Origin of the sequence: Actinospica acidithermotolerans (assembly GCF_018139625.1) — a bacterium.
GTDB classification, from domain to species: domain Bacteria; phylum Actinomycetota; class Actinomycetes; order Streptomycetales; family Catenulisporaceae; genus Actinospica; species Actinospica acidithermotolerans.
Genome location: NZ_JAGSOH010000065.1, coordinates 24,001 through 42,546 on the forward strand (window position 1 = coordinate 24,001; position 18,546 = coordinate 42,546).

Below are 18,546 nucleotides of genomic sequence, written 5' to 3' on the forward strand. Positions count from 1 at the left end.
GCCATGGACGCGAGACCTACGCGCGCGGCGGTCGCGTGGTGCCCCGATTTTCCCGTTCTCGCCGTGGGCGCCGACCTCGACGCCCAGGTCGCGGTGTTCTCCGGCGAAGGAGCGCGCCGGGTGGTGATCGCGTGCTCGCCGGGGGCGCGGGCGGCCGGGGTCCGGCGCGGCCAGCGGCTGCGCGACGCCCAGCGGCTCGTGCCGCAGCTTGCGGCCTTCGCCCGGGACGAGCGGGCCGAGGCGCGGGCGTTCGAACCGGTGGTGGCCGCGGCCGAGCAGGTCGCAGCCGGTGTGGAGGTGATCCGCCCCGGCCTGCTCGCGCTCTCGGCGCATGGGCCGGCCCGATACCACGGCGGGGAGCGCGCCCTCGGGCTGGTGCTGCGAGACCGGGTCGCGCAGTTGGAGACCGGCGAGGGCAGCGCGATCATCGTGGGTATCGGCATCGCCGACGGGGTCACGGCTGCCGGGATCGCTGCGCGCACCCCGGGCGCCGACGAGGCCGTGATCATCGAGCCGGGAGGCAGCGCCGCCTATCTCGCGCCTTTCCCGCTCTCGGCCATCGGTGCGCCGCCCGACCTGATCGCGGTGTTGGACCAGCTCGGGGTGCGCAGCATCGGCCGTTTCGCCGCGCTCCCGGTCGCCGATGTGGCGGGCCGCTTCGGCGCTGAAGGCGTCATGCTGCACCGATCGGCGCGGGGACTCGATCCGCGGCCGCCGGCCTCGCGCCGGCCCGTCGAGGATCTCTGCGTGGAGCACGAGTTCGACCCGCCGGCCGAGACGGACGAGCCGGTGGTCTTCGTCGCGAAGATGCTCGCCGACCGGCTGCACGCCGGTCTTTCCGCGGCCGGGCTCGCGTGTGTGCGGGTGGGGATCGAGGCGCAGACCGTGACCGGGCGGGTCAGCTACCGGCTGTGGCGGCACGCGGATGCGAACGGCGGGCGGCTCTCGGCGGCCGGCCTGGCTCAGCGCGCGGCCTGGCAGCTCGACGGCTGGCGCTCGCGCGAGGCGCACCCGGTGGCTGATCCGGTCGCGCTGCTGCGGCTGGTCCCGGACCAGCTCGTTCTCGATACGGGCACCCAGCAGGCGCTGTGGGGCGCGGAGGTGATCCCGGACCGGGTGGCGAGGGCGGCCGAGCGGGTCCAGGCGCTGCTCGGGCATGACAGTGTCGCGCGGTTGCGGCTGGTCGGCGGGCGCGGCCCGGCGGAGATGCTCGAGCTGGTGCCGTGGGGCGAGGAGCCCGCGGCCGAGGCCGAGCAGGCGCCGTGGCCGGGAGCCGTGCTGCGGCCGGCGCCCTCCGCCGTCCCGCCCGAACCGGCGCAGGCCGACGTGCTCGACGCGCGACGGGCGCCGGTCGCGGTGTCCGGACGCGCCCGCATCTCGGCCACACCGGCACTGGTCGTACTGGAGGGTCGCGAAATCGAGGTGGCCGGGTACGCGGGCCCGTGGGGGTACGAGCGCAGCTGGGATACGGCCGGTCGACGGCGGCGGGCCCGGATGCAGTGCTTGCTTGCCGACGGTCGGGTGCTGCTGCTCGTGCTCGAGTCGGGTACCTGGCGGGTGGAGGCGGTCCACCAGTGAGCGGCTTCAACCCCGTCGTGCCGTGGCGGGAGGTGGACAAGCGCCTGTCCTGGGGCAGGTACGGCGAACTCGCCGCGGTCAAGGCCGAACCGCCGGCCCCCGCGGGCCGCCCCGCCCTGGCGCCCGGGCGCGTGCCGTACGCGGAGCTGCACGTGCACTCCTCGTTCTCGTTCCAGGACGGGGCCTCGGACCCCGCGGTGCTGGCGGCCGAGGCCGCCCGGCTGGGGCTGGAAGCACTGGCGATCACCGACCACGACGGCCTGTACGGCGCCGTGCGCTTCGCCGAGGCCGCGCGCGCCGCGGGCCTGAAGACGGTGTTCGGCGCTGAGCTCTCCCTCGGCGCGGCCGGCGCCGAGCGTACCGGCGTCCCGGACCCGCCCGGCGCCCACCTGCTGCTGCTCGCCCGCGGCATCGACGGCTACCGCTCGCTCTCGCGCGCGATCGGCGCGGCGAGGCTCGCCGGGACGGGCAAGGGCCGCGCCGTCTACGACCTCGAGCACCTCGCCGAGCGCGCGGCCGGCCGGTGGGCCGTGCTCACCGGCTGCCGCAAGGGCCTGGTTCCCGCGGCACTAGCGCGCGGCGGGACAGATGAGGCCGGGGTAGAACTGCGCCGGCTGCAGGCGCTGTTCGGCAGGCAGAACGTCTACGTCGAACTCGTCGACCACGACGTGCCCGGCGAGGACGAGCGCAACGACGCCCTCGCCCACCTCGCCGACCTCCACCACGCGCCGACGATCGCGACCAACCAGGTGCACTTCGCGGCCCCGGGCGACTTCCCGGCCGCCTCGGCGCTGGCCGCGCTGCGCGCGCGGCGCACCGTGCAGGAGATCGAGGGGTGGCTGCCGGCCGGGGCGAGCGCGCACCTGCGCTCGGGCGAGGAGATGGCCGAGCGCTTCGCCCGCTTCCCCGGCATCCTGGAGCGCACGCTCGAGCTCGCCCGCGCGTGCGCGTTCGACTTCGCCGCCGTGACCCCGAGCCTGCCGCGACAGCCCGTGCCCGCCGAGCACGACGAGTCCTCCTGGCTGCGCGAGCTCGCCCTCCAAGGTGCCCGGGAGCGCTACGGGCCGCGCCCGGAGAACCCCAAGGCCTACCGGCAGCTGGACTACGAGCTCGGGGTGATCGCGAAAAGGGAGTTCGCCGGCTACTTCCTGATCGTCAACGAGATCGCGGCCTACTGCCGGGAGAACAACATCCTCGCCCAGGGCCGCGGGTCGGCCGCCAACTCCGCGGTCTGCTACGCCCTGGGCATCACCGGCTGCGACCCGGTCTCCTTCAACCTCGTCTTCGAGCGGTTCCTGAGCCCCGAGCGCGAGGGCTACCCGGACATCGACCTGGACATCGAAAGCGGCAAGAGGGAGCTGGTCATCCAGCACGTCTACGAGCTCTACGGCCGCGAGTACGCCGCCCAGGTCGCCAACGTGATCACCTACCGGCCCAAGCTCGCGCTGCGCGACGCCGCCCGGGCCCTCGGCTACTCCCTCGGCGCCCAGGACTCCTGGTCCGCAGCCCTCGGCCCGTACTCCCCGCTGCCCGAGGACGACGCCGACGGCGTCCCGGCCGACGTGCGCGACCTGGCTGGACGCCTGCTCGACCTGCCCCGCCACCTCGGCATCCACTCCGGCGGAATGATCATCACGGACCGGCCTATCGCAGAGGTCTGTCCCACCGAGTGGGCGCGGATGGAAAACCGGTCAGTAGTTCAATGGGACAAGGACGACTGCGCCGATGCGGGTCTGGTGAAGTTCGATCTTCTCGGTCTCGGCATGCTCGGCGCGCTGCACGACGCCTTCGACCTGATCCGCGCCCACCACGGCGAGGACCTGTGGCTCGGCCGGATCCCGGCCGAGGACGAGGCCGTGTACGCGATGCTCCAAGAGGCTGACTCGATAGGTTTATTTCAAGTTGAGTCGAGGGCGCAGCAGTCGACGCTGCCCCGGCTGAAACCGGAGTGCTTCTACGACCTGGTGATTGAGGTCGCCCTCATCCGCCCAGGCCCCATCCAAGGCGGCGCCGTGCATCCCTACCTGCGCCGGCGCAACCGGATGGAGAAGCCCGACCCGCCGCACCCGCTGCTCGCCGACGCGCTCGAGCGAACCCTCGGCGTGCCGCTGTTCCAGGAGCAGGTGATGCAGATGGCGTGTGCGGCGGCCAACTTCTCCCCGGCCGAGGCCGACCAGTTGCGGCGCGCGATGGGCTCGAAGCGCTCGACCGGCCGGATGCGCGCGCTGAGGGCCCGGCTGATGTCCGGCATGGCGGCCAACAAGATCGAGCCCGAACTCGCCGAGGACATCTACGGCAAGCTCGAGGCCTTCAGCTCGTACGGGTTCCCGGAGGCGCACTCGATCTCGTTCGCCTACCTCGTCTACGCCAGCGCGTACCTCAAGCGGTACTACCCGGCCGCTTTCACGGCCGCGCTGGTCAACAACCAGCCGATGGGCTTCTACTCCGTCGCCACGTTGATATCCGACGCCCGCCGCCACGACGTCCAGGTCCTCGGCCCCGACATCAACGCCTCGCTCGCCGCCACCACCCTGGACAAGGCGCCGCACCCGTACGCCGCGACGCACAAGCACGCCTCCCCCCACCCCCAGCCCGCCGTGCGCATCGGACTCGACCAGGTCCGCGCGCTCGGCGCCGAGCGGGCCGAACACATCGCCGCCGAGCGCGACGAGAACGGCCCGTACCTGGATATCGAGGACCTGGTGCGCCGCACCGAGATCCCGCGCGCGGGCCTGGAATCCCTCGCCACCGCAGGGGCGTTCCGCAGCCTCGGCCTCGCCCGGCGCCAGGCCCTGTGGCAGGCCGGAGCCCTCGCCGGCACCAGCGCCGCGCACCTGCCCGGCACCTCCGGCGCCGGGGCCGGGCCCGAACTGCCCGCGATGAGCACGATCGAGCAGACCTTCGCCGACCTGTGGTCCACCGGCTCCTCCCCCGACTCCCACCCCGTCGGCCACATGCGCCCGCGCCTGGCCGAGGCCGGCTTCGTCACCGTCGCCGATCTGGCCGACCTGCCGGACCGCAGACTCGTCCACGTCGCCGGGATCATCACGCACCGCCAGAGGCCCCCGACGGCCGGCGGCGTCTGCTTCCTCTCCCTCGAAGACGAGACCGGGATATGCAACATCGTATGCTCGCCACCGATCTGGGAGGCGAACAAGAAGGTCATCCTCGCCCACGGCGCGCTGCGCATCACCGGCAGCCTGGAACGCTCCGACCACGGCGAGGGCGCGATCAACATCGTGGCCGGGCGCATCGCGCCGCTGCGCGTCGCCGCCCAGCCGACCCGCATCCGCCGCCGCGACTTCCGCTGAAGGCATCTGCGGCCCGGCCGATCGAGAACAAGTGCCCGGCCAACGGGCAGCACCTGGCTCGGACGGATGTTCTATCAGTGCTGGCTGAGTGCTCTGAGCACTTGCGTGGGGACGCTCTCCTCATCGTCGAGTTCGAGCTCGAAGTCCCAAGTGCTCATGAACTCGACGAACGCCGCAGAGAGTTCGGGCAGTTCAGCCCGCCGGGCCAGCCACCACTGCGCGGTGTGGCCGCGCCAGGGCACCCGGCCGTACGCGCTCATCAACTCGCGTAGCCGGGCGCCGCCCTCGGCGGTGCCGCGATCCGCGTCCCACCGCAGGAACGATAGGTGGATCCGGCACTCCCGGCGCGCCGCCCACATGTCGGCGAACGCGACATGCACCACGGCGAGCGCAGCGGGGAAGCCCATCACCAGGTCCCTGTGGTCCGGCACCGGCGCGCCGCAGCCGGCCAGGGCCGCGCATACCCGATCCAGGCGATGGGCCTGCGCTTCGCCGTTGGTGGAGCCGCGGTGCAGGCACTCGAGAAACTCGGCCGCCAGCCTCGGCGCGTCAAGCAGATCCGCGTTCTCCGCTGCCGGATTGACGGCGGCGTTACAGCCCCGGTGGGCGATCGCGAGGTTGTCCATCTCGTTCCCGCCGCCGACCGAGACTGGGTGCAGATGCTCGACCGACGCGGTTCGCCGGTTGTGCTCGGCCCGCGCCTGCGCGACCAAAATCATGATATTGAGAAAGTTGCGCGAGCTCGAGCGCGGTGATCCTTCGGGGAGGTCACTTGCAGATTGAGCCGCGGAGAACCACCGGAGCGCGGAGTTGGCCCGGCCCCCATCCTGCCCCACCCACGCGATGACGATATGAACATCCTCCGCCGCGTATTGGGCCAGGTATTCTGCGTGGTCGCGGGCTTCTTGCGGGGTGCGCTGCTGGTAAGCGAGCGCGGGATCGACCGGTTCGTTACATATGCGGCATATCCACCCGTCACGTCTCCCGATCCTGTTGCGCAACGCCCTGCTGACGCCCTTTCGCGGCTTGGCCAGGGCGCGTAAAGCTTCGACCACCTCCACGGAACGGTCCACGAGTGCGCGTGCGTCTTCGACGGTCGGTTCGACGGAGGCGGCCACACCGCCATGATCGCACTCGTCGCGCCCGGCAGCCGGGCGATGGACGAAGTTCCGGTGGGCTTCTTCGGGCGCGTCCGGTTTCCCGGCGAGAGTTCTGGGGCAGCCGTCGAGACCGACCGGCCCTCACGCTGTGAGGCGCTCCTTGAGTTCGCGGACGGCATGGGCGGCGTCCCTTCCGTAGATCCGGTCTTCGCGAAGCGGTTCGAGGAGGGCGATGGTGCTGTGGTCGCCGACCATGCCCAAGAGGGCGATCAAGGGGTCGTTGCTCAACCCTGAGATCGGGTCCCGGAAGAGCGAGGTGATTCGATCGCGGTGCCCGAGTCCGTGGGTCAGGATGTGCCTCATCTCCGCGGGGAAGGTGCGAAGTAGCTGGCGCATCGGCGAATCGCGGTAGTCAAAGGAGGCCCAGTAGAACGCCTGCAAGGGATCGGTGGCGGCGTCCAGCAGGCTCGTGGTCAGGCGGTCAAGGGCGGCAGTGCCTCGACCGGCACGCTGTTCGGGCGTCAGATCCGGCCGATTGAGCCAGAAGACGATCTCCCCGTAGCACCGCCAGGCCTCGGCGTCAGGACCGCTGTGAGCGGTGAGCAGGTCCGGCGGGGTCTCGGTGAGGGCGGCGCAGCCGACGATCCCGCGAAGATGGCAGCCGACTTCGTCGACCGCGAAGAGTGCGTCGATGTCGAGTCGGCCGGCCCAGTAGACGAACGCCGGTAGCGCCGCTCCGTCGCCGCCGCTCAGCAAATGGTCCATAAGCATCGCCGTGAAGTTGTCGACGAGCTTCGCTCTGACTGCAAGGGCGTACAGGCGCATGCGATCGGTCCCGGAGAGCGCTTCTACCGCCTCGGTGCACGGCGCGGCAATGATGTCCTCGAACTGTCCGCACACCAGGCCACTCGCGCGCTCGGGCGCGTCTGGTGCATCCGGGCGGGCGAGCACGTCGGCTATCTCGATACTGATCGTTTCCGTTGAGTAGGGCGAGGCGATCCGGCCGTACACACGTAGCGCGTCACCGAGGGCCGTCGATACGAAGGGATCACTGCTGTACAGCCCGTCGAGGACGTCGATGACGGCTTCGTACGTCTCCGGCTCCGCGACGCTCGACATATGGCAGGCCGCGTCCAGGGCCTGGATCTGGAGGTCGGCCACGCCGCTCTCCCAGGCCAGAGCGAGGATTCTCGGCACCAGGGCGGCGGCTCGGGGCTCGTCGTCGTGCCGAACCAAGATGCACAGCACCAGCAGTTCGCTGACCGAGGTCGCGGTGCACTGCTCGAGCAGCCGCGCCAGGTCAGCTGAGGTGGCGCGCTCCAGGGCCCCGATCGGGCCAGGAGATGATCCGCGGTGAGCGCTCATCTCGTGGACGAGCCAGTCGGCGGGCAGTCGGTTTTCGCTGCTCCGGTGCAGTTTGAGCAGCACGTATGCAGTCACCGCTCCGGCGCTGTGCTGCGCCGGAGCGGCCGCGCGCTCGCACGCCGCGCCGGTGGCCCGAACCAGCGCGACGAGTTCGCGGAAGAAGAGACCATGGCGGGCGGCGGCCCCTACCGCGATGAACATCGCGATCTCGTAGCTGCTCCATGCGCGGGCCGGCTCTGCTGCGTACTGCCCCGATTCGGGATCGAGCGTCACCGCGGTCTCCTCGGCGGTTTCGGTCGCGAGGCCGAGCAGCCGGTGAGCCTCGCCCCCAAGCGCCTGCAGTGCGGATGCGCCCAGGCGGCCGAGGAGGCCCTGCTCGAAGAGGTGGTGATCGTGAAGGTGCACCAGCAGGCCGAGCACGCGGTCCGGGTCGTGCTCCAAGGGCAGCACGAGCCGGGCCAGGTCCTTGTGATGCTGGCGGGTCAGTTCGAGCGCGAGCTGGGCGGGAGCCTGGATCTGCCAGCGCAGGGCTTCGGCGACGAGGAAGCGGGCGAGCAACTCGTGGCGGAAGGAGACGCGGTGGCGGTCGGACACGACCAGTGCGCTGTTCAGCGCCAGGTCCGTCTCGCGCACCGAGCCCCTGTCAGCGGTATGGGCCAGACGCTCGGCTTCGGCCAGGGGCAGCCAGTTGACCAGACGCTCGTCCATCGCCGTCGCCCAGCGGCGAAGAACCTGCCGGACCGATCCGCCGTGGCCCGTGGTGTTCGTCTGGTGGCGAACGAAGCAGTCGAGCAGCACGGCCAGCCCGGCGCCCTCCGGCAGCTCCCGCGCAAGCTGCGCGGCGAGGGACAACTCGAAGGGCGTGGTGAAGGCGTCGAACCGATCGTCGGTGGCGTCCGCGCCGTAGAGGTGCGTCAGTGCCCGGCGTTGCTCGGCGCCGGGAGCCTGCAGAGTCAGCTCGGCGGCTTTGCGCACCGGGCCGGGTCCACGGTCTGCGCTGGTGGTCACGAGCGTGGCGTCCTCGCGCGCGCACCAGGCGCTGAGCTGATGATTCAGCCGCGGTCGCTGGTCGGCCGGGCATTCGTTGAGCCCGTCCGCCAGCAGGATGAGCGCACGGCCGTCGCGTCGGGCCGCCTGCGCGAGCACGGAGGCACTCAGCCGGGTGAACGGGGCGACGGCGTCGTCCAGCAGATCTTCGAGGCCTCCCTCGTAGAACGAGGCGCTCACCACTATGGGCAGCCAGCCGGCGGTTGCCAGGTCGATCGCCAGGCGGCTGAGCACGTGGGTCTTGCCGGCTCCAGATACGCCGCGCAGGCTCGTGTGTCGTCCGGGGCTCATCCAGGCGGAAAGCGCACTGCTGGCGATCACCTCGCCGGTGTCGTCGACCACGATGTCGAGGCTGACCGTCTCCGGTAGCCGGCCGCCGAGACGTGCTGCGACCCCTTCGCGGTAGGCCTCGGCCTCGCCGGCCGCCGGGCCCGGCGCGTCCGCAGCCCCGAGCGGCCGGCAGAAGATCCGCATCGTCTCTTCACCGAAGAACCGGCGCACCAGATCCGGACGCTCAAGGAGCGTGTCCGACAGCTGCGCGCGGCCCCACAGGTCGATGCGCAGGTCCGGGTGTGCGGCGCGCTGCGCTTCGAGCTCGTCTTCGATGCGCGTGTCGGCGATGTCGGCGGTGGTCACAATCACCAGGCGGCTCGCGTCGTACGGCCGCATGCCCGTGGCGAACGCGGACACGGCGTTCCGCAGGTCCCGGGCGGTGAATCTCTCGTAGCGCTTGGCCTGGTAGACGGTGGCGGGCTGCGCGTCGAAGAACGCCGCGACGTCGATGCCGTGCTGCTGCTGTCCGGGTCGTCCGTATCGCCGGGCTTCGCGGGCCTGCTCGACCTCGCGGGCGAGGGCGACCACCAGACACTCCACCGCCTCCCACGACAGATCGCCCAGGTTGAGCTGCAAGGGGGCGGTCGTCGTCAACGGCGCAGGCGGTCGCAGCTGCAGGGCGCCGGCCACCAGGGGATGATCAGGGCCGAGCAGCTCCCCGTCATCAGCGACGGCTTCCTCGGTCGTGATGGCAGCTCATCCTCTCCGTCACGCAGCGGGCCTTCTCGACGGTCGGCCTTGACCGACCGTCCCGGCCGGGCTCCGGCCTCGACACTACCGAACGCTCCTGAGACCGCGTCAGCCCGAGGCCCGCGCCGCGCATCATCCGTATCTCGGGCCGTCCGGCCGACAGCCGCCTCCTTCGCGTGCCAGCCGATCGTGCCGTGCGGAGGACGGCTCCAGCCCGAACGGCACCCGCGTGCACGCGTCGCACAGCCCGCGCGCGGTCAGCCGGTCCCACGCCTCGGCAGCGAACGGCTGCCCGGTGAGCAGACGGCCGGTAAGCACCAGGTCGGCGAACCCCTCCTTGACCTCAGCAGCCGTAAGGTGCTGATAGTCCGGCGTCAGCGCCCAGTCGGGTGGCAGCCCGGTGCCCGGGTCGACCCCGATGGTCGTCACGCACCGCACGCACGCCCGCGCCCTCGTTCCGCACCAGTAGCAGGCGAATTCCGCGACCTCGCGCGGCGTGTCATCGGGCATCGGCGGTGAACTCCATTTCATGCCGGGCAGACCGGCGCGGGGCGCGCAACCGGCTCAGTGCTCATGATCCCGTAGGCCGGTGGGAGGCGCTTCCGCGGGTCGTAAGAATTCGAGGGCGACCGCCGTCAATCGCTGATGACGATCTGCTCAAGGCCGATCGTGCATCGGCTTCCGCGGAACGCCTTGATGTGCGCGTCGTCGATGCCGGCGACCTCGCGCCGGTCCGAGCCGGGTCGCGTCGCCATCGCGACACCGACGGTGCGGTGCAGCTCGACCTCAAGTGTGGCGTCGTAGATTGCGTGAACCGCCGGACGTACCGCATCCACCCCGCCGCGGTACACCGGCAGTTCGCGGCCTGCCGGGCCGGTTGCCATAAGGTCCATGATCAGATGAGTGTGAAGGTGGGGGTCGCCGGTTTCCCGCTCGGCCGCGATGTGGTCGAGCGCTCGCAGATGCAGCGTCGCGTCGAGGTAGGCGGCGCCGTCGCGGACGTAACCGGCTTCCTTCTGCAGGTAGTTGAAGGCCGCCTCGATCGCGACGGTGTGCGCCATCCTTGTCTGGAAGACACCGTCCTGCCGGCCCGCGCTCAGATAGCTGGCGAGCAGGACCGAGACGCTCTTCGGTGCCGCGATCATCAGGTCCAGGTGACGGCCCCTAGCAAATAGGGGCAGGTCAGCCTCGCGGATGGCCTGCACATCGGGCGTGGGATGGGTTGGGCTGGCACCCATGATCCCCCTCGGGTAGGGATGAGGTCAGTCCGCTGATTCTATGCCCCGGGTGCACTCACCCTGCGGGTTCCGGGTAGGCGCCACAGCTGGGCTGACACGCCGGACCCCCACAGCGAGAGCGCGCCGCCCGCAGGCCAGCGGCGAGTCCGGACCGCTCACGCCGTTGCCGAACCTACAGCGTGACACTGGCCGTGCGCCTGTCCAACATCTCCTCTAACAATGCCTTTGTCTCATCCTGCATACTCATGCCAGCATCGTCCAACCTGGCCTGAAGGACGGTGCAGAGCCTGTCGAGTTCGCGTTGATCGCCCATCCGATACACGGCCTCGAATCGGAGGCGGAACAAGATCTCGTGCTCGGGCCCGATCCCCATGCCCCAGGCCGCGATCGTCGCCGCCGCCATCCAGTCACCCTCGGCCATCCGAATCCTGGCCAGGTGCCGGACAGAGTCGACGATCTCGGACACCGCCTTCTGGAGCGCCGGTTCGGCCCATCCGTAGCGTTTGGACTCGGCGCCGGCAAACGGACGACCGCGCACGAGGGCGAGTCCTGCCTCGAAACTCGCAGCGGCCTGCTCGATGGCACCGTCCGCACGCGCGCGGAGGGCGGCCTGATAGTGCTCTTCGAACTCGAGCAGGTCGCATTCGACGCCTGGCGCCAGACGGTAGCCGCCGTGCGCATTCGGGAAGTACGGTTTGCCGGCATCGTCGCGCCCGAGCCAGTGACGCAGCTTGTTCACCGACGTGTCCTTGTTCCCCTGTGTCGTGCCGTTCGGCCAGACCGCCTCCACCAGATGGGTGGCGGTGGAGTCCCGATTGAGCACGATGAACGCTGCGAGTTCGCGAAGCCGCGACGCCCGGGAGGGCTCGACGCTGCCGCGCGCTCCGACAAGCTCGATCGGACCGAGCAGCAGCACACGGGGGGCGGCGGACACCGGCCGCGCGGTGGCGTGGGCCGGGGCGGCGCCGGGGAACGGCGCCAGCCGCCCGGTCGCGCGCGTCTTTCCGGCCGGGGCGAGGAGCGCTGGCTCCTGCGGAGTGTCGAGGGCCTTCGTCTCGAGCGTCTCCCTCTCGAAGGTGCCGACTTCGAGCCCGTCGACGTAGTACTCGGGGTCAGCGATCCACTCGTCGTCCACGTCCGCTGGTTCTTCGGCCGCCTCCGCGCCCGATCGCGGTGGTGCGACCCATTGCGGGTCCGGCGTCGACTCCAGATCGCCGCTGGTGTCGAGGTGCTCGATCAACTGCGCGTAGAGGTCGTCGGTCAGGTACTGGCCCTGAACGGAGATGCCGGTCGGCGCGAGGATCTCGGGCGCGCCGGTGGCCGGAAGCACCCACGCCGCGCCGACCACGGGAAGCGGCGCGGCGGTGACCACGGCTGCGCACACGGCCGGGGCGGCCGCGAGCAGGCGGCTCAAGCGTTCGGATTGCGCCGGTGTGGGTTCCTCGGCGCTGATGAGCACGTGAGCGACCGGTGCGTCGACGTGCCCGGCGACGCGTGCTGCGCGTACGTTCGGCGCGCCGGATGCGTCGAGCCGCCCGGCGGCGAACTCGATCCCGTCGGCGAGCGCGTCGATCGACGTGTCGAGGTCGGCGGCGAGGTTGAGGGAGGCGGGCAGGCCGGCTGAGGCGAGCTCCGCGCCGACCCCGACCAGGGTGACGGTGAGCTGGTCGGCCGAGATCTGGCCGAGCAGTTCGAGGGCGATCGCGCGCAGCGCGCCGAGGCTGGCCGGGCCTGGAACGGCGAGCGAGCGGATGGACTCGAGGTCCACCAGGATCGCCCGGCCGTGTTCGTCGTGGCCCGCGGTGACCAGCGCCGGATAGGGCGCGCGGACCTCCGCGAGTGCGGCGGGCGCCGGGAGTTCGCAGGTGCGCGGGCATACCCACCAGTCCTCGGCCGCCGCGAACGGCGCGACCGGATCGGTCGGTTGGGCGGGCTGTATATAGAGTGCGTCGGCTCCGAGCGAGACGACGCGGAGGTCGGGCAGTTCGCGACCGGTGGCGGCCGCGTTGGCGGCGGCCGCGCGCAGGACCTGGCTTAGCCATGCCCCGGTCTGCTCGTCGTTGCCGGAGCGCAGCTGCATCTCGAAGGTTGTCGGGAGCGGTCCGCTGCCGGGCAGCTTGATGTACTCCCCTTCTCTCCGGGCCCGTTGTTGGCGGCGGCGGCGTAAGTCGAGGGCGGTGACCGCGGCCGCCGCGGCCAGGCCGCCGATGCCGAGCAGCTCCCAGATCGCGCGCTGTCCGGAGACCTCGGCCGCGGCGACGCCCGCGCGCGCGGGTACGTGCGTCGGGTCCGCCGACGCCGGGGTCCGGGCGGCGCCGTCTGTTGCGGCAGGCCTCGGCGCAGCCGGGCCGGTGGAGGCGGACGGCGACGGGCTCGCGGTCACCGCGGTAGACGGCTGGGTGCCGGTGTGACCGGTGGCGCCGGAGGGGGCGGTGCTCTTCGAACTCGTGCCGGTCTTCGTCGCGGCGCTCCTGCCGGTGGCGGGGCTCGCCGGGCGGGCGCCGGCCGCGGGCGCGGACGCCGTGGCCTGGCCGGGCAGCGCGGGGATCTCGAGCACCTGGCCGGGGTAGATCAGGTCGGGGTTGTGGACCGTGGTGCGGTTCGCGTCGTAGATCAGAGGCCAGTCGGCGGGGTCGTGGTACTCGGTGCCGGCGATACCGGTCAAGGTGTTGCCGGCCACGACGGTGTAGGCGGTGGCGTGCGGTTGAGTACCGGGATGGGCGGTGGCCAGCGGACAGCCAGCCGCGTCGGCCGGGACGATCAGATGCCAGCCGGGCTGGATGAGGGAGCGCTCGGTCAGCGCCCGCCCGTCCGGCTGGGTTCGTCCGTGGTTGAGCTGGTAGATCTCGCCGTAGCGGGACCCGTCCCCGAGGCACTCCTCGGCGATGCGCCAGAGGCTGTCGGTCTGCGCGACGGTGTAGTAGCGGGCGCCGACCGGGATCCCCGCGACGCTCGATGCGGCGGGAGCATCGGACTCGGTGCTCGTGCTGTCGGCGGCTCGCGCGGTTCGCGCCGAGGTGGGCCTGGCCGGGGCGGCCGCCACGGTGTGGTGCCGGGTGGGGGCGGCGCTCGCGTGTGCGGCGGTGGCCGCGCTGGCGCTCGGCAGGATCGCGGCGGAGGCGGTCGTGAGCAGCAGGGCGAGGGCGACGAGCCGGCCGGCGAGTGATCCGGAGGGGCCGGTGAGCGCAAGATGCCTCCCGCGCCCGGGCTGCCGTGTCCCGTGCGCCTGGTGGCGGCGCGGCCACTGGTAGCGGACCTCGGCGGCGACGGCGAGGGCGAACTGGAGCCAGGCGATCCACAGCAGCACGGCCACGCATCGGGCGATCGCGTCCAGGGTCATCGGGTGGTTGAGGTCCGAGGCGCCCGGCAGGGTGTGCGGGAGCGGGTTGTGCTGCCAGTAGACGAGCCCGGCGGGCACGCCGAGCACCAGGATCGCGAGGCTCGCGGTCGCGGCCAGGCCGGCGGCCAGGCGCAGCAGGGGTCGTGTGCGCATCGGTCAGCTCCCCGAGGTGATGCCGGCGGCGAGGTGGGCGACCGCTGTGGCGCGCGCGGTGAAGGTGAGGTTCACGTCGAGCAGGCCGAGCAGGATCGGGTGGTAGGTGATCGAGACCGAGACGGTCACATCCCGCCCCGCCACGGTGCACGCGGTCACGGTGCCCTGGCCGTAGGCGGCGAGGACCTGGTCGGCGTCGCTCCAGCAGTTCCCGGCGTTGATCGTGATGGTTCCGGAGCGCAGGCCCGCGGCCGAGACGTCCTCGGCGACCTTGCGGGCGGCCTGCCCCGCCTCGTTCGCGGCCTGCTGGCGCATCTCCAGGCTGTTGCCGCCGTCGATGACCAGGCCGGCCACGATCAGCACGATGAGCGTGAAGAAGATCAGGAACACGGCGCCCGAGCCGCGCTCGGGATCCTGCGCCCGCAGATACCTGATCCGCGCCCTGACACGGGTGATCATGACAGGCCGCGCAGCGGGTCGATGGGCGAGACCCCGACCGCGTGCAGGTCGACGTCGGGGGGCACCCCGGGCACTCCCAGCAGCCCGACGGCGCAGCTGACGTGGACCACGAAGTCGCCGCCCGGGGCGAAGGATGCCGCCGGCGGCCAGTTCGGGTCCGGCCCGCCGACGCACTCGGTCCCGAGGTCCTCGGCCAGCACCTGGCGGGCCGCGGCGACGGCGGCCGGGTAGGAGCGCTGCAGCGATCCGGCGCGGGCCGCGGCGTCGGCCGCGTTCTCCAGGTCGCTGCGCGCGGTCACCGCCCGGGCGAAGGCGACCATGAGCAGGATGACCACGGCGATGGCCGGGGCGATGATGACGACCTCGACGCTGCTGAACCCCTCCTCGCCGCGTCGGCGCCGGACGGCGCTCATGGGGTGGTCCAGGTCTCGACCGGCCCGGACGCGCTGGCGCTGACCGCGGTCAGGAACGGGAAGAGGATCTCGGGGACGTGGGCGGTGACCGTGACGGTGACGGTGGTCCCTGATTGGCTGGGGGCGGCCGCCGGGTCCTGGAGCAGGTCGGGGGCGAGCTGGCGGCACTGGCCGAGGGCGGCTTGGCGCGCGTCGTCGTACCAGTGGGCGCGGTCGCCGACGTACTCGTCCTGCGCGGTCAGCGCGCCGGCCTGGGCGGCGGACTGGGCGACGTGCTCGGCCCACAGATACATCCCGGCCTGGAGGGCGAAGGCGAGCAGGCCGAAGAAGAGCGGGACCCAGAGGACGAATTCGACCACGCTGTAGCCGGCCTCGCGATCCTGGGCTCGCCGTGCCCGCCTGTTCACAGCCCCGCCAATCGCGTCAAGGCCGGGTAGAGCAGATACGCCAGGAACCCGAGGGCCAGGAGCATCTGGGCGAGCAGCATCGACTGGGTGCCCCCGCCGGCGCTCTCCTCGATCTCCGCCTCGCGCCGCTCCCGCAGCGTCGCGGCGCGTTCCTTGAGGGTGTCTTTCACCTTCGCGCCCTGGCCGGCGACGTTCTCCAGCATCGCCGCGAGCTCGACGAGCTCCTCCACCCCGATCTGCTCGCCGAGCAGCCCGAGCGCGGCCCAGGGGGTGATGCCGGTCAGCCGGGCCGAGGCGACGGCCGCGCTCAGGCGCTCGAGCGCGGGGCCGCCCCCGACCTGCGCGGCGGCGGCCAGCGCCTCCGGCACGCCGCGCCCGCCCTCCAGATTCAGGGAGACCAGGTCGAGGTAGACCCCGACCACGCGGCGGAAGTCCGCCCTCTGCCGCCTCGCCTGGCTGCGCACGTCCTGGTCCGGGGCGAAGAAGAGCACGGCGGCGAGCAGCAGGCTGCCCCACGCCGGGGCCTGCGGGCTCAGGTGCATGCCGAGGAGGTAGGCCAGCGCCCAGAAGCACGGCGCGAGCACGACTCCGAGCCCCGCCAGAAGGACCTTGGTGGCGAGCATCGCCTCGAGGTCGCGTCCGAGCAGCGCGAGGTCCTTGCGGACCGAGCGCAGCTGGATGCCGCGGGCCGCGAGGATCCCTGCGATGCGGGCGCCGAGCGCGCCGCGCCATCCGGCGGCCGCCGGGCGCGGCGCGGTGACGCTCGAGCGCTGGATGTCGAGTGCCGCGAGGATCTCGGCGGCGCTGGCCTTGCGCGGAAGGAGCGCGTAGACCGCTGCGCACAGGCACAGCCCGGCGACGGACCCGAGGACCAGGTAGATCACGTCGCCTCCCGGTCGGGGTCGGGTTCGTCCGGCGCCGGGCGCGCCAGGATGCGGCCGCCGGCCTGCACCCGGGCGAGCTTGCGCATCCACGCGAAGGCGGCCGCGAAGATCGAGAGGATGACGGCCAGGACGGCCTCGCCCAGCGGCGAGTCGTAGGCGCCGACGAATCCGTGGTCGAACACCGCGGTGTAGGTGATGATGCCGCTGGTGGCGACCACGATGATCTGCACGCCGCGGCGGGACTGGGCGCGCTGGGCGGTGATGCGGTGGCGCAGGTGGGCCATCTGCCGTGCGGACTTGGACAGGGAGCGCAGCACGCCGCCGAGTCCGGGGCCGCGCAGCGTGGAGTTCATGATCAAACTGGCGATGATCACGTCGGCGTCGGGATCGTCGGCCTCGTCCGCGAACTCCCGGAGCACTTCGTTCAGCGGGACGCGGGCGCCGAGTCGCTCGAGCATCCCGGCCATCGGCCGGGCCAGGATCGGGTGCGCGGTGCGCGCGGCCGCCGGGATGGCCTGCTCGAGTCCGGCGGAGGCGGCCATCGTGTCCCGCAGCGTCTCGGTCCACGCGGCCAGCGCCTCGACTTTCGTGGCCGCGGCGCGCTCGGAGGCGAGCCCGCCGGCGACCTTGTCCCATGCGAGCACGAGCGCGGCGGCGCCGATCCCGGCTACCGGCCACCCGGTGGCCACGGCCATGATCAGGCCGCCGGTCAGGGCGAGCATCGTGCGGGTGGCCAGGCGGCGGGCCTTGGCGCGACGCTCGGCCTTGAGCCGCCTGGCCGCGGTGACCTCGCGCGGGATCAGCGTGTAGAGCGTGGTGCACAGGGCGAGGCCCGCGAGCACGGCCAGGAGCAGCGATTCGGCCTGGGAGCCGGTGAGCATGTCAGCCCCCTTCGAGCGTGTAGTCGTAGCCGTGCCCGACCAGCTCGTCGAAGCAGGAGACCGAGGCGCGCGCGACCGCGCGACCGTCCTCGCGCGGGCCGAAGACCTGGCTGGACAGGACGGTGCCGTCGTGTCCGTTGACCTCGCGGATCTCCGAGACGCACCGGTAGGCCGGTGCGCCTGCGCCCGGCTTGACCATGCGGACGAAGACCACGAAGTTGACCGCGCCGGCGATCATCTGGTGGACCGCGGCCGGGGGCAGGTGCTCGTGGGCGAGCGCGGCGTAGGTGGTGATGCGGTCGAAGACGAGCTCGGCCTTGTTCGCGTGGATCGTGGACAGGGACCCGTCGTTGCCCTGGCTCATCGCGAGGAGCATTTCGACGATCTCCGTTCCGAGCACCTCTCCGACGATCACGCGGGAGGGGTTCATCCGCAGCGAGCGGCGCACGAGCTGGCGCATGTCGATCTCGCCGGCGCCTTCGCTGTTGGCCAGGCGCACCTCCAGGGAGACCGCGTTGGGGTGCAGGTCGCGCAGCTCGTCGATGGCGAGTTCGCGGGCGTTTTCCACCAGGATCAGCCGCTCGCGCCGGTCGACGAGGTTGATCAGGGCCCGCAGCAGCGTCGTCTTGCCGCTGTTGGTCTCCCCGCACACGATCATGTTCTTGCGCGCTCTGACCGCGGCCGCGAGGAACGATGCCGCACCGGGCAGCACGGTCCGGTTCTCCACGAGCTGCTCGAGGAAGACCCGGTGCATCCCGGCGCGGCGGATCGAGAGTAGGGGCTCCTTGGAGACGTCCATGACGCCGGAGAAGCGCAGGCCCCCGGGCAGCGAGAAGTCGAGCTGCGGGTTGGCCGTGTCCCACGGCCGCGAGGAGCTGGCGGTGCCGAGCCCGGAGGCGAGGGTGCGGATCAGGGTGACGAACTCCTCGATCGTATCTGCCACCGGGTCCACGAGCACCGGTTCGTCCGGCCGCTGCCGGTAGGAGACCCACACCTGCAGTCCGTTGCAGTCGATGTTCTCGATCTCCGGGTCGTTCAGCAGCCGCTGCAGCCGCCCCGCGCCGAAGATCAGGTCCAACACCGCCTGCACGGTCTCGTCGATCACCCCTTCCTTCACCCCGGCGTTGCGCGCGGCGGAGATGACCAGCGGTTCGGCTTCGCGCCGCTGGTGCTCGAGCGCGCCCGGGCGCAGCGGGCTGAGCTGTCCGCCGACGACCGCCCGGAGCCTTTTGACCAGTTCGTAGTCCACCGGTTCCGGCGCCTGCGGCGCGGGGTAGGAGGCGGGCCAGCCGGACTGGACGTAGGCGGGTGCGGGCCCGGGCTGCGGGTAGCCGGGGTACGCCGGGT

General features: G+C 71.9%; 13 protein-coding genes. 2 read left to right on the forward strand and 11 right to left on the reverse strand.

Annotated features, from left to right (window positions below; all coding sequences use genetic code 11):
* The first annotated feature begins 3 nt into the window (after positions 1-3).
* Together KDK95_RS20825 and KDK95_RS20830 are read left to right on the forward strand one after the other, a co-directional pair.
* Complete coding sequence (locus tag KDK95_RS20825; protein ID WP_212519904.1) at positions 4-1,578, forward strand: DNA polymerase Y family protein; 1,575 nt, start codon at positions 4-6, stop codon at positions 1,576-1,578.
* Positions 1,575-4,889 carry an error-prone DNA polymerase gene (locus KDK95_RS20830; RefSeq protein WP_212519905.1) on the forward strand — a complete coding sequence of 1,105 codons (3,315 nt, stop codon included), beginning with the start codon at positions 1,575-1,577 and terminating at the stop codon, positions 4,887-4,889. Before KDK95_RS20825 ends, KDK95_RS20830 begins: the two co-directional genes overlap by 4 nt.
* A gap of 74 nt (positions 4,890-4,963) precedes the next feature.
* Here the strand turns inward: KDK95_RS20830 and KDK95_RS20835 are convergent, their stop codons facing one another.
* From KDK95_RS20835 to KDK95_RS20885, 11 genes are all read right to left on the reverse strand, one after another.
* Positions 4,964-6,007, reverse strand: a complete 1,044-nt coding sequence (locus KDK95_RS20835; RefSeq protein ID WP_212519906.1) for an HNH endonuclease — start codon at positions 6,005-6,007, stop codon at positions 4,964-4,966.
* Positions 6,008-6,130: 123 nt separating this feature from the next.
* Complete coding sequence (locus KDK95_RS20840; protein WP_212519907.1) at positions 6,131-9,364, reverse strand: restriction endonuclease; 3,234 nt, start codon at positions 9,362-9,364, stop codon at positions 6,131-6,133.
* Between the two features lie 192 nt (positions 9,365-9,556).
* The gene (locus KDK95_RS20845) at positions 9,557-9,934 is read right to left on the reverse strand and encodes a hypothetical protein (protein WP_212519908.1); all 378 of its coding nucleotides are present in this window, start codon (positions 9,932-9,934) and stop codon (positions 9,557-9,559) included.
* 125 nt (positions 9,935-10,059) lie between these two features.
* Entirely contained in the window at positions 10,060-10,662 is a 603-nt protein-coding gene (locus KDK95_RS20850; protein WP_212519909.1) for a relaxase domain-containing protein, read from the reverse strand.
* A gap of 172 nt (positions 10,663-10,834) precedes the next feature.
* Entirely contained in the window at positions 10,835-14,155 is a 3,321-nt protein-coding gene (locus KDK95_RS20855) for a BTAD domain-containing putative transcriptional regulator (RefSeq protein ID WP_212519910.1), read from the reverse strand.
* Positions 14,156-14,158: 3 nt separating this feature from the next.
* Positions 14,159-14,614 carry a pilus assembly protein TadG-related protein gene (locus KDK95_RS20860; RefSeq protein ID WP_212519911.1) on the reverse strand — a complete coding sequence of 152 codons (456 nt, stop codon included), beginning with the start codon at positions 14,612-14,614 and terminating at the stop codon, positions 14,159-14,161.
* Positions 14,611-15,027 carry a TadE/TadG family type IV pilus assembly protein gene (locus KDK95_RS20865; RefSeq protein WP_212519912.1) on the reverse strand — a complete coding sequence of 139 codons (417 nt, stop codon included), beginning with the start codon at positions 15,025-15,027 and terminating at the stop codon, positions 14,611-14,613. Before KDK95_RS20865 ends, KDK95_RS20860 begins: the two co-directional genes overlap by 4 nt.
* On the reverse strand, positions 15,024-15,434 hold the full coding sequence (locus tag KDK95_RS20870; protein ID WP_212519913.1) for a TadE/TadG family type IV pilus assembly protein: 411 nt from the start codon (positions 15,432-15,434) through the stop codon (positions 15,024-15,026). Before KDK95_RS20870 ends, KDK95_RS20865 begins: the two co-directional genes overlap by 4 nt.
* Positions 15,431-16,318 carry a type II secretion system F family protein gene (locus KDK95_RS20875; protein WP_212519914.1) on the reverse strand — a complete coding sequence of 296 codons (888 nt, stop codon included), beginning with the start codon at positions 16,316-16,318 and terminating at the stop codon, positions 15,431-15,433. The genes KDK95_RS20870 and KDK95_RS20875 overlap by 4 nt, the downstream gene beginning before the upstream one ends.
* On the reverse strand, positions 16,315-17,199 hold the full coding sequence (locus KDK95_RS20880; protein ID WP_212519915.1) for a type II secretion system F family protein: 885 nt from the start codon (positions 17,197-17,199) through the stop codon (positions 16,315-16,317). The genes KDK95_RS20875 and KDK95_RS20880 overlap by 4 nt, the downstream gene beginning before the upstream one ends.
* Before the next feature lies 1 nt (position 17,200).
* A complete protein-coding gene (locus tag KDK95_RS20885) occupies positions 17,201-18,448 on the reverse strand; it encodes a TadA family conjugal transfer-associated ATPase (RefSeq protein ID WP_212519916.1) in 1,248 nt (415 codons plus the stop codon).
* Between the last annotated feature and the right edge of the window lie 98 nt (positions 18,449-18,546).

Excerpts from the sequence above, each read along its gene's own strand:
- KDK95_RS20825 (WP_212519904.1), top strand. The coding sequence starts at position 4 with ATGGACGCGAGACCTACGCGCGCGGCGGTCGCGTGGTGCCCCGATTTT.
- KDK95_RS20845 (WP_212519908.1), bottom strand. The coding sequence starts at position 9,934 with ATGCCCGATGACACGCCGCGCGAGGTCGCGGAATTCGCCTGCTACTGG.
- KDK95_RS20850 (WP_212519909.1), bottom strand. The coding sequence starts at position 10,662 with ATGGGTGCCAGCCCAACCCATCCCACGCCCGATGTGCAGGCCATCCGC.
- KDK95_RS20855 (WP_212519910.1), bottom strand. The coding sequence starts at position 14,155 with ATGCGCACACGACCCCTGCTGCGCCTGGCCGCCGGCCTGGCCGCGACC.
- KDK95_RS20860 (WP_212519911.1), bottom strand. The coding sequence starts at position 14,614 with ATGATCACCCGTGTCAGGGCGCGGATCAGGTATCTGCGGGCGCAGGAT.
- KDK95_RS20865 (WP_212519912.1), bottom strand. The coding sequence starts at position 15,027 with ATGAGCGCCGTCCGGCGCCGACGCGGCGAGGAGGGGTTCAGCAGCGTC.
- KDK95_RS20880 (WP_212519915.1), bottom strand. The coding sequence starts at position 17,199 with ATGCTCACCGGCTCCCAGGCCGAATCGCTGCTCCTGGCCGTGCTCGCG.